Here is an 11,313-nt window from a genome sequence, read left to right as displayed (position 1 = left end):
AATCCTTATCTGGCAAGAGATTTAATTGATTAGTTCGCTCTAGATCGCAAACAATTGACAAAAATCGCGGTAATGTCTGTCTCTATAAGGGTTTCATTCCTTATAACCCCCATCCATTGCATAACACAAACCGAAGAGCCGCATATACTTTTCTGTTCGGTTATCCCGAGAGAATTAAGGATAAACTGAAGTCTGATGCACAATTTTGAGATTTATTATCGGTTTCTTGCATAGAAGAGAGGACAAAAGCGAGAAAGTCTGACATTCTTGGGATAGGTAGCACGAAAATCGAGGCCATTTCTCACGATGCAAGCTCTGCTAGAAAAAGCTCAGATAGCGTTGAATAAAAAAGACTGGGAGACAGTAAACGCCAGCATACAGCGACTTTTAAACCAAAAAGATGCGATTGAACCGATTATTAACGATGAAATCCTCGATTTAGCCCTAGAAGCTTTACAAAAATGCGATTTTCAACAGCGATGGGAGATAGCTAAACTATTTCCCCAAATCGGCAAACCAGCGATCGCTCCTTTAATTGCCCTGTTAGAATCCGAGGAACAAGATGGGGAAATGCGCTGGTTTCTGGCGAGAATTCTCAGTCAATTTGACGATCGAGCCTGTATTCTCGCTCTCAGTCAATTATTGCAAAGATCGGAGGAGGAGGAACTCAGCCAAATGGCTGCGGCTGCTTTAGCTAATATCGGCAGTTCTGCCATCTCTAGTTTAGGACAATTACTGTCCGACTCGAACACGCGTTTTTTAGCCGTACAAGCTTTATCACAAATTCGCCGGCCAGAAATTGTCGAACCGCTTTTAACCGTAGTTAAGGATCAATCTAGCGCCATTCGGTCCATGGCGATCGAAGCTTTAAGCAGTTTTCACCATCCCCAGATTACTGCGATTATCCTCGATGCTTTACGGGATCCGGCCATCGAGGTGCGACGGGAAGCAATTAAAGCTAGTAGTTACCTAGCGCCAAGTTATCCCCAAGCAGATTTAGTTAACCATCTGCAACCGCTGTTATTCGATATCCACCTCGAGATCTGTCAAGAAACTGCGATCGCTCTCGGTCGTATCGGCACAGCAACCTCAGCCAAAGCTTTAAATCCACTGCTGCAATCTTCCTTAACTCCCGATAGTTTAAAATTAACTGTAGTGCGAGCATTAGGCTGGATCGAGGATGGGGAAGCTTTAAATTATCTAGAAAAGGCTTTATATAGCGAAAATGTCTTGATTTGTCGGGAAATTATCGCTATTCTCGGCCGGCAAACCTGCCAGAAATTACGCCAACAAGCAGGGGAAATTCTCGGTAATTTTTATCACTCCCATCCCGCGATCCTCGCTGATACGGGAGTTAAACAGTCTCTAGCGATCGCTTTAGGAGAATTAGATCGGGATAATAAAAGTATTTTGCTGACTTTAGCAGCCGATGGGGAAGCAATCGTCCGTCTCCATGCTCTCAGCGCCCTGAAAAAGCTAGATCATGGGACTATATAGGGTTGGCTGAAAAAGTTTGTTGGTGGGGGTAGGGTGTAGGGTGTAGGGTGTAGGGTGTAGGGGAGATGGCTGATGGCTAAAAAGCTGATAACAAGGGCCGAATCTAAAACCTAATTGGTTAAGCTAAAAGCTTCGATGTACTTAGTTTCTAACCTTCTTTTTAAGTAGGAGAATTGCCAGATCCTGTCTTTTGCACGAGTGCCTGTTGCCTCTTGCCTTCAGAAGCTGATTACTGATAACTGATCACTGATTACTGATCACTGATTTAAGGTCTTTGCAGGAAGATTAATTCTTCAACGGGGAGGAAATCATAGTATTGACCTTGATTGGCTAAAACTGCGATTAAATGGAGACGAGCATCGGGTTCAATGTGTAATCCTTCCCAGGGGACAGCAATTTCCAAACATTGATTAAAAGAAGCTTTGGCACTACTAGGAACTCGCTGCCAAGTAAAATATTCTTGAGCGACTTCTAACCAAGTAAATTCCGTGATTAAATTTATTCCTAGATGATGATGATAACCGTAATCGAGGGGCGATCGAGGGGGAATATCTGCTAAGGGAATTGGACTTTGCAGACGATGCACTTCATCATAATACCAATATAAATGCACTTCAGGCGGGATATCTTTGCCTAATTCAGCCCCCGGTTTCCAATCGAAACGCAGATAAAAATTGAGGTGATCCCAACCGAAAAAGAGCCTTTGTACTAAGGAAGTCCGGTGCATTGTACCACTGGCGCCGCCAATTTCGATCCGTCCAGCTTTATCCCAATCCTGTTCGTCCCCAAAACCGTCGATAATGGGGTGAATAAAAGCTAGTGGACGATTACTTTGTTTATCTCCGTGTTCTTCCACCGGTTCGAGCAAATAGGAGGGAATTGGCTCATTTAAAGCTTGATAAAGAGCGATCAGGTGTTCCCGGAAAAGTTGGTCAAAAATTGCGTCATGATTGGAGGAATGGCCATAACCAAACCACCAAAACCAATCGGAACCTTCCGCTGCATACAGTGCTTCCCACGCGTCGGGGTTATTATCTTCCGTCGCTTCCGGGTGATTAGCGAGGGTTTGACGGGCTAAAATTAGATATTCCCAAGCTTTATTTTTAGCGGGATCGCCGATCCAAGTGGTAAAATTGGCATCGATCCAAGAGCCGCTATGAAGTTTATTGACAGGAATTTTGGCATTAGCGGGAAAGCGATCGAGATATTCGGAGACGGTGACTAATTCGATCGCTTGGTGGTCGCTTAAAAGTTGATAAAGGTTCTCTAGGAAGGGTAAACCGTCTTGATGATAGTTTTCCCAGCAGTTTTCGCCATCTAGCGCAATGGTAACTAACCAGGGTTTTTCTAGGGTCGTGGTTTCTGCGTTGGTTTTCAGTTGTTCGGCGATCGCTTCTAGGTGTTTAACTAAGTCTGTGGCGGCCTCGGTGGCTTTCATGCCACTATAGCTAAATCCGATCAGATCCGAGAGACGATGATCGCGGAAAACCATCGATAAATTGCCGTTGCTAGTTTCCAGACAGTAGGGACGATAAAGCAATTCTGGTTCGCTAATATTGCCTTTTTCGTCGCGATGAAAGTAATGTCCCAGAGACCAACCTAACACCCCCTCATCGGAACATAACCACTGAAAACCCTGTTTAGCGACAGCGGGGAGAATCGCGGGACTAACGGATTGTTCCGAGGGCCAAAGTCCTCGAGGTTGTTTATCAAAGCGATCGGTATAGATTTGCCAAGCTTTCTGGAGATGGCGGGAAATATCTTCAGGATAGTGGAAATATTGCCGAGGAAGGGTCATATTCGGCACTGCTACCCGGCCGGCTTCCGAGTTGGCCAGCAGGGGTAAAATTGGATGGGTGTAGGGACTGGTAATGATTTCTAGTTGTCCGGTTTCCTGCATTAACCGGTGTTGCGGCAAGATACGACGCAGAATTTGACGCTGTTTGGAGATAATTCGCTGGCGATCGCTTAAAGTGAAGTTTTTTCCCTGTTCTAACCAGGCAGCGATTTCTGGGTCACTGTGAAAGATAGGATCGATCCAAGCGAGGTTATGCCAAGCCAAGAGATCGCTATAATCTTGGAGATGCCAATGGCTAATACACCAACTATGACCGTTTTCTTGACGCTGTGCGTATAATTGCCCGTAACGGGGGTGCGGATCGATCAGGGTACGATGGTTAGCATCGAAAAAGTGTTCGAGGATAAAGTGTTTTTGTGCCAGGGTTAACTGCGCTTCTGGGGTGACGGTGAGGGCAAGATAGGGGTCTATAGCTAGTCCGTTGACGTAATCCTCTAATTGCAGGATTAAAGAGGGGACAAGGTTGACAGTTTGGTGTAATTTGGGAAAACGTTCTAGAATTAAGATTAAATCGAGATAATCTTTCACTCCATGCAGTCGCACCCAGGGTAAGCGATATTGTCCCGAAGCATCGGTGCGAGTTTGACAGGATTTGTAGAGGGGTTGGTGTTGATGCCAAATAAAAGCGACGTAGAGAGGATAGGCCATGATAATACCGAGGAAAAGTGCATATAACAGGCTTTAAAGCCGTTATATTAGATAATAATGGACAATAAAGCCCATTATAGATTCTTAAAAGTTGATTTCGGTCACTACCATAATCCTATCAACTGGTTTTGAGGGGGTATCGTCTCTTTGTATTTGTTAAAGGATCGGATTCTCCGGTGATGAGTATTGGGAGTTCAATTGCCGCAATTCTTACTGACGACCGACGACCGACTCCTTACCCCACAGTTAAGTAGATAGGTATTAAAAACTTTCAGATCCCCCCGCCTATCGGCACCCCCCTTATCAAGGGGGGCAGGGGGGATCAAACCTAAAATCCATTTTTAATTTAATTATAACCAGCTACTTAACTTTACCTTTGTCCAACTATTTAGGATAAGCTGGAATTATCGAAACCGTAGAAATAATAGATAAAATGAGTAATCTCCTCTGGCCGCCTTTTCTCAAGAAAGCTTACCGTCAAGAACCAATAACTAGCTTTATCTTTACCGCAGCGGCAGTAGATGTCATCATCGGGGTTGTAGGACAAAGATGGACACTGCTATCTTTAGGGGCAACGATTATGGCGATCGCTATCTTCGCTAGGTGGCAACAGAGTCAAAAAACCAAGGCAATCAACAGAGAAGAAGCGGCGAGATATTATTTACCGCCCCAATCGGGTCAAGTAGCTTTACCAACCCTGAAAAACGAAAAAAATCGACCTTCTTAGCTCAAAAATCTGACCTTGCTTGGCAATCAATCCCCTCAAAGGCTAGAATCTATAGCACGGTTCATTTGTTAATATTCAACTAAATTTATGAAATTCCGATTTATGGGTGGGGAGAAACTTGTCGGGGCAATTGTGGTCAGTGTCTTAACCACGCTGGCAATCGGGCAACATCAGCTTAGTCAGGCCCAAAGTCCCATTGCCCCCGCTCGACCCGCGGCTGCAAGTGGCGAAAAAAACCCAGAAACTATCCTGGTAGAAGGTTTAGGCAGACTTACCCTCGCTAAAACCTTAGAAGGGCAACAATCCACCCCTAATGCTGTGATTTTCAGCCCCGATAACCAATTAGTTCTCGCTGGTGGTAGTGATACGGATCCTCTCCTGAGAATTTGGTCGGTAAAAACAGGAGAAAAAGTCTCCCAAACTCGCGCCCAAAGAACCAGCGTCAAAGCTTTAGCCATTAGTCCCAACGAAAGATTATTAGTTAGTAGCGGTTTAGATGGTTCTATTAATTTTTGGAATCTGCTGGAAGGCAAGTATTTAGGAATTGCCCTCGAACACGGTAATACTGTCCTCGCCCTTACGGTTACTCCCGATGGTAAAACGTTAATTAGTGGTGGTTTGGAAGGAATTCGCCTCTGGACAGTGCAACCTCCCCGCCGTCCCCTCTATCGTTTAAATTGGGTGGGTAATTTTGTTTATTCCCTAGGGATGAAGTCCGATGGTGTCACCCTTGCTAGTGGTCATGAAAACGGTGAGGTAAATTTTTGGGACATCCGCGAGGGCAAATTTTTGTCGAAATTTTCCGCCCATCCCCAAGCGGTTAGCAAGCTTTTATACACTCCCGACGGCAAAAATTTAATTACGGGTAGTTTAGACCGCACGATTAAAATCTGGGATACGAGCAATAATAAGTTATTATTTACCCTCATCGGTCATACGGCCCGAATCCGTTCCCTCGCACTCCATCCTAACGGACAAATTCTCGCTAGTGCCAGTAATGACGGTGTGCGTTTATGGGATGTGACCACGGGGAAACAGTTGGCCTGGTTTGATAATAATTCCGACTGGGTGGAATCCCTAGCTTTTAGTCCCGATGGGCAGTATTTGGCTAGTGGTAATTATGATTTTAAAATTCGCCTCTGGCAATTCGTCCGTTAGGCAAAAATGCCCGCATTTAGCCTTTAACCACTTCTAGAAAAGCTGATTTAGCCGCTGCCTGTTCCGCTGCTTTTTTGCTTCTGCCTGTTCCCACTCCTAATTTTTGCTCATTTAACCACACTTCCGCACAAAAACGTTCTTGATCTAAGCCATTGATTTCTTTTACTAAATATTGCGGCAGTTTTTTGTATGTTGCTTGTGTCCACTCCTGCAAGGCATCCTTATAATTCTGTCGGGCCGGATCTCGACGAATTTCGGCCGCTTTTTCCCGCAGTGGTTCATCTAGCCAAGAACGCACTAACACCATAGTCTGTGTACTAAGATATAATGCTCCCAAGACCGCCTCAAAAGCGTCTGCTAGTCGCGAAATTCTCCCCGCTTGATCGATACTCGTACTACTTGATACCAACAAATAACGCTCGAAACCGTAGCGATCCGCAAATTCCGCCAGAGTGCGATCGCTAACCATCATCGATCGCAGGGCGGCAAATTCCCCCACGAGTTCCTCTGGATAGGTTTCTAACAATACCTCCGCCGCCACGAGTCTTACCACAGAATCGCCCACAAATTCTAATTGTTCATAATTCTTATCACGGGAAACACTGGGATGAGTTAGAGCCAAATCTAATAAATCCCATCTGACGGGGACATCAGCTGATAAACCCAGCTTTTCCACTAGGGTTTTTAATTGTTTTTGGCGACGCGGATCACTTAAGGACATGGGAGCGGGGGAGATGGGGTGTGGGGTGTGGGGTGTAGGGTGTGGGGTGTAGGGTGTGGGGTGTAGGGTGTGGGGTGTGGGGTGTGGGGTGTGGGGTGATGGGGAGAACAAAGCTGCCTATTGCCGACCGCCTCCTGATAACTGATAAAGGAGAGAGTCAGACATAAGCCGAATTCTGTATTTCCCAACAGCAGTAAAATTGCTTTTACCTTTGTTGGAATAGAGGTTATCTATCTGGGATAATTGTTACCAATTACCTCAAGCGGTTCCTAAAAACGGGACAGGAAAAAGACCAACCTTTGTCCCCCCACCTTGCTCCCCACCGGGGTTTACCGAGCCAGTACCTCTCGATACTGCTGGTGCGCTCTTACCGCACCTTTGCACCCTTACCCCCAATCAGTTATCAGGTATCAGTTATCAGTGGAAAGTTATTAGTCATCAGTGAATTTACTTTCGTTACTGTTTACTAATCACTGAAAAAAAGGGGCGGTATTTTTCTGTGGCACTATCCTCACGCTCGCGCGCACTGGACGTTATCCAGCAAGTGTGGTCTTTCGGGAGTTCGGACTTTCCTCGGAATCATTAATCAAATGACCCCGCAACCTCTAGACCAACTCTCTCCTATTCTCTAGTATGACTTACCAGAGACTCGATCGCTCATATATCCTAGTCAATAATCAGTGATCAGTAAACAGTGAACAGTGAAAAGACAGCAGGAAACTGCTATTTAATACTGCTCGCTTAATACATACTGCTCACTTAAAACTCAAATCTGATAACTGATAACTGATAACTGATCAATGTCGATCGCTCTCAACGTTAACATCAAAGGTAATGGCTATCCGATTCTCTGTCTGCACGGTCATCCCGGTTCGGCTGGTAGTATTTCTGTATTTACCGATCATTTTTGCCAACGCTGGCAAACCCTGGCCCCGGATCTGCGCGGCTACGGCAAAAGTCGTTATCGCCGGGATTTTCAGCTAGAAGAACATCTAGAGGATTTAATCGAGCTGCTCGATCGCCAAAAAATCCAGCAATGTTTAATTCTCGGTTGGTCTTTGGGGGGTATAATCGCCCTGGAATTAGTATTGCGGCATCCCGATCGCTTTGCCGGTTTAATTCTAGTGGCCTCGGCCGGGCGGCCTTGGGGTAGTCATCCCCCCGTCACCACCACAGATTTAGTTTTGACGGGGATAGCGGCAATTCTCAATCAGATCAAACCGGGATGGCGTTGGAATATTGATACTTTTGCCCGTCGTTCCCTGTTTCAGTATCTTTTTTCACAACATCAAGCGATATCCTATCGTTATCTGGCTCAAGATGCTGTTCCCGCCTACTTAGGCACTTCCCCAGCTGCCGATCGGGCTTTAAATCGGGCTTTAAAAAAAGGTTACAATTGTTTAAAATCTCTTGACAAAATCACAATTCCCTGCTTAGTTCTGGCGGGGGCAAATGATCGCCATATTACCAGTGCCTCGAGCCAAGAAACAGCCGAAAAACTGAAACTGTCTCGGTGGAAATGTTACCCAGACACGGCCCATCTGTTCCCCTGGGAAATCCCCGACTTAGTTTTAGGGGACATTGATGCTTGGTTAGCGGCGCATTTTAGCGATAAACTGGCAGAGTGAAGTGAAAACTACTGCCGTGCTCGGGGACACTATCCACCCAAATTTGACCGTAGTGGGCGCGAATAATCTTGCGACAGACCGATAAACCGATGCCATAACCTTCTTTACCCTCATCCCGTTTGAGACGCACATGACCCTCAAAAATATGCTCTTGTTTTTCTTCGGGAATGCCGGGGCCGGTATCACTGATGCTCACTTGTACTTTTTGAGTAGTACGATGGAGGACAGAAAGGGTAATTGCGCCGCCGGGGGGGGTATATTTGATCCCATTCTCCAAGAGATTAATAATCACCTGTCGGATTAACTCCTCATCAGCATAGACGGGGGGCAGATCTTGGGGGATATCGCTTTGGAGAATTAAAGTCTTTTCTTGAAAAATATCGGTAAATTGAGACAAAATTTCCTGACAAAGAGCTTGCAGATAAAATTTACTCTGGTGGAGAGTGAATTGCGCCGCCATGCTCTTAGAAGCTTGTAGAATGTCCGTGATCAAACGGTTCATAATCCGGAACTGTTTGCGGGCCTGTTGGTGCAGTTGTTCTCGTAATTGCAGACTGCGCTCCGTATCTGGTTGATGATAGGCTAATTCGAGGGTTTCCACGGCGATGGAAGCGGCGGTGAGAGGACTGCGTAAATCGTGGGCTAACATAGCCAAAATTTGGTCTTTAAATTTTAATTGTTCTAATAATTCTTCCTTTTCCTGTTTAAGACGAAAAACCTCATCGGCGATGCGGATGAGTTCGCCCGAATGTTCCATCTCTTGACGTTGTCCATCCTCAGCGTGATGATTTTTGACCTCCTCTTTAATCGCTTTTTGCCAGCGTACCAACCATTTTTTAAACTGTTCCACCAGATTACTGCCCGCGAGGGTATGACGGGGGCCGGGGGCAATTTTGACCAAGGCAGGGGTAGCTACAAGGCGAAAATGTTCGACTAAATGAGGCTGCTGGCGAATTTCGATGATCTGCAAGTCAATTGGGTAATCAGACTTTAAAGACTGGAGATAGGACTGAATTTGACGGATAATTTCTTGAGAACTGGGACGGTCATCAACAAACAGCAAAAGTTGAATCGAGAGAGGCGTTGTCGTCTCTCTCCCTAAAGCAGTCAGTGGCTCGTTAGATGGGAGCATCGGAAAATTAGTAAACCTAGGGATTGACGAGATCGATCGATCGTCGATCGACTTTTATCATATTCTTTATTGTAGAAGCTTAAGATAGTATAAAATCTACTCAACCTAATCTTAAAGTTTTATTCCTTAATTCTAAGAAGAAATCCTATGGCTTTTGGCTATGTTGCCCTAGTTCTCCACGCTCATCTCCCTTTCGTCCGCCATCCCGAAAGCGATTACGTCCTCGAAGAAGAATGGTTATACGAAGCAATCACAGAAACCTACATCCCTCTGCTGCAAGTTTTTGAAGGTCTCAAGCGGGACGGTATCGATTTTAAAATGACCATGAGCATGACTCCGCCTTTGGTGTCGATGCTGCGGGATCCGTTACTGCAAGAGCGCTATGAAGAACACTTAGGTAAGTTAGAAGAATTAATTGCTAAAGAAATCGACCATAATCAACATAATGGCCATATTCGCTACTTAGCCGAATATTACGCTGAATCTTTCCAAAGTATCCGACAAACTTGGGAAAAATACGATCGAGATCTGGTCAAAGCATTTAAACAATTCCTCGACAGTAATAACCTAGAAATTATCACCTGTGGTGCGACCCATGGTTATATGCCCCTGATGAAAATGTACCCGCAAGCGGTGTGGGCGCAAATTGAGGTGGCCTGTCAACACTACGAGGAAAATTTCGGTCGTCGTCCCAAGGGCATTTGGTTGCCGGAATGTGCGTACTACGAAGGGGTAGAAAGAATGTTAGCCGATGCGGGCATTCGTTATTTCCTCGTCGATGGCCACGGTATTCTCTACGGTCGTCCGCGCCCCCGTTACGGCAGTTACGCGCCCATTTTCACAGAAACCGGGGTGGCCGCTTTCGGTCGTGACCACGAATCTTCCCAACAGGTTTGGTCTTCCCAAGTCGGTTATCCGGGGGATATAGTTTATCGGGAATTCTATAAAGATTTGGGCTGGGAAGCGGAATACGAGTATATTAAGCCCTATATCATGCCCAACGGTCAACGCAAGAATATAGGCATCAAATACCACAAAATTACTAGCCGGGACGGTGGTTTATCGGAAAAAGGGCTTTATGACCCCTACTGGGCCAAAGAAAAAGCCGCCGAACACGCGGGCAATTTTATGTATAATCGCGAGCGGCAAGTGGAGAGTTTAGCGGGAATTATGGGCCGTCCTCCCCTGGTTGTTTCTCCCTACGATGCCGAGTTATTCGGTCACTGGTGGTATGAGGGACCCTGGTTTATTGATTTTCTGTTCCGCAAGTCTTGGTATGACCAAAATATCTACCAAATGACCCATTTAGCCGATTATCTCCGGGCTAACCCGACCCAGCAGGTCTGTCGTCCTTCCCAATCCAGTTGGGGTTATAAGGGTTTCCATGAATACTGGCTGAATGAAACTAACGCTTGGATCTATCCTCACCTGCACAAAGGCACGGAACGGATGATTGAATTAAGTCATCACGAAGCGGAGGATGAATTGCAGGAACGGGCTTTAAATCAGGCAGCCCGGGAGTTATTATTAGCACAATCTTCTGACTGGGCCTTTATTATGCGAACCGGTACGATGGTTCCCTATGCTGTCCGGCGCACTCGTTCCCACCTGCTGCGGTTAAATAAAATCTATGAAGATGTGAAATCCGAGAAGATTGATGCCGGTTGGTTGCAAAAAGTCGAGGAAATCGATAATATTTTTCCCAATATTGATTACCGCGTCTATCGACCCCTGTAATCTTTGTTAGAGATTAATAAAAATTTTGGTGCGTTATGGTTTGTAACGCACCTTGTTGCTTTCTGATTCACTCATCGGAAATTTTGGGTCTGAAACCCCGCCGTTCTAGGTTGGCTTTACGTTAGAATTAAAAGGCCAGTCTCGAAAACCAAGTGGACGGCGCAGCACCTTGAAAACTCGGCTTAGGGGGTTCCGACCAGAAAAGCT

At 45.7% G+C, this 11,313-nt stretch carries 8 protein-coding genes and 1 other RNA gene; 5 read left to right on the top strand and 4 right to left on the bottom strand.

The window, feature by feature from the left end; all coding sequences use genetic code 11:
• The first annotated feature begins 306 nt into the window (after positions 1 to 306).
• A complete protein-coding gene (locus O9332_RS00500) occupies positions 307 to 1,497 on the top strand; it encodes a HEAT repeat domain-containing protein (protein ID WP_002761804.1) in 1,191 nt (396 codons plus the stop codon).
• Between the two features lie 265 nt (positions 1,498 to 1,762).
• Here the strand turns inward: O9332_RS00500 and O9332_RS00495 are convergent, their stop codons facing one another.
• Positions 1,763 to 4,003 (bottom strand): glycoside hydrolase, encoded by a 2,241-nt coding sequence (locus O9332_RS00495; RefSeq protein WP_002761805.1) that lies wholly within the window; start codon positions 4,001 to 4,003, stop codon positions 1,763 to 1,765.
• Between the two features lie 433 nt (positions 4,004 to 4,436).
• Between O9332_RS00495 and O9332_RS00490 the strand changes: the two genes are divergently transcribed.
• Both O9332_RS00490 and O9332_RS00485 read left to right on the top strand, forming a co-directional pair.
• Positions 4,437 to 4,730, top strand: coding sequence for a hypothetical protein (locus O9332_RS00490; RefSeq protein ID WP_002796655.1), 294 nt, complete (start codon positions 4,437 to 4,439; stop codon positions 4,728 to 4,730).
• An 87-nt stretch (positions 4,731 to 4,817) separates the two neighbouring features.
• Complete coding sequence (locus tag O9332_RS00485; RefSeq protein ID WP_044034756.1) at positions 4,818 to 5,888, top strand: WD40 repeat domain-containing protein; 1,071 nt, start codon at positions 4,818 to 4,820, stop codon at positions 5,886 to 5,888.
• A gap of 16 nt (positions 5,889 to 5,904) precedes the next feature.
• Here the strand turns inward: O9332_RS00485 and rnc are convergent, their stop codons facing one another.
• Together rnc and rnpB are read right to left on the bottom strand one after the other, a co-directional pair.
• Complete coding sequence (gene rnc / locus O9332_RS00480; RefSeq protein ID WP_288023241.1) at positions 5,905 to 6,609, bottom strand: ribonuclease III; 705 nt, start codon at positions 6,607 to 6,609, stop codon at positions 5,905 to 5,907.
• Between the two features lie 149 nt (positions 6,610 to 6,758).
• An RNA gene (rnpB, locus tag O9332_RS00475) (RNase P RNA component class A) lies at positions 6,759 to 7,227 on the bottom strand.
• Positions 7,228 to 7,409: 182 nt separating this feature from the next.
• On the opposite strand from rnpB, the gene O9332_RS00470 reads away from it, so the two are divergent.
• Positions 7,410 to 8,237 carry an alpha/beta fold hydrolase gene (locus O9332_RS00470; protein ID WP_002761809.1) on the top strand — a complete coding sequence of 276 codons (828 nt, stop codon included), beginning with the start codon at positions 7,410 to 7,412 and terminating at the stop codon, positions 8,235 to 8,237.
• Here the strand turns inward: O9332_RS00470 and O9332_RS00465 are convergent.
• Complete coding sequence (locus O9332_RS00465; RefSeq protein ID WP_002761819.1) at positions 8,215 to 9,369, bottom strand: histidine kinase; 1,155 nt, start codon at positions 9,367 to 9,369, stop codon at positions 8,215 to 8,217. The two genes, O9332_RS00470 and O9332_RS00465, sit on opposite strands and share 23 nt — an antisense overlap.
• A 147-nt stretch (positions 9,370 to 9,516) precedes the next feature.
• Here O9332_RS00465 and O9332_RS00460 point away from each other — a divergent pair, with 147 nt between their 5' ends.
• Positions 9,517 to 11,106 (top strand): glycoside hydrolase family 57 protein, encoded by a 1,590-nt coding sequence (locus O9332_RS00460; RefSeq protein ID WP_149987662.1) that lies wholly within the window; start codon positions 9,517 to 9,519, stop codon positions 11,104 to 11,106.
• Positions 11,107 to 11,313 lie beyond the last annotated feature (207 nt).

The sequence above is a fragment of the Microcystis sp. LE19-10.1B genome, from assembly GCF_027530565.1.
GTDB lineage: Bacteria > Cyanobacteriota > Cyanobacteriia > Cyanobacteriales > Microcystaceae > Microcystis > Microcystis aeruginosa.
This window is presented reverse-complemented; position numbering and strand designations above follow the sequence as displayed.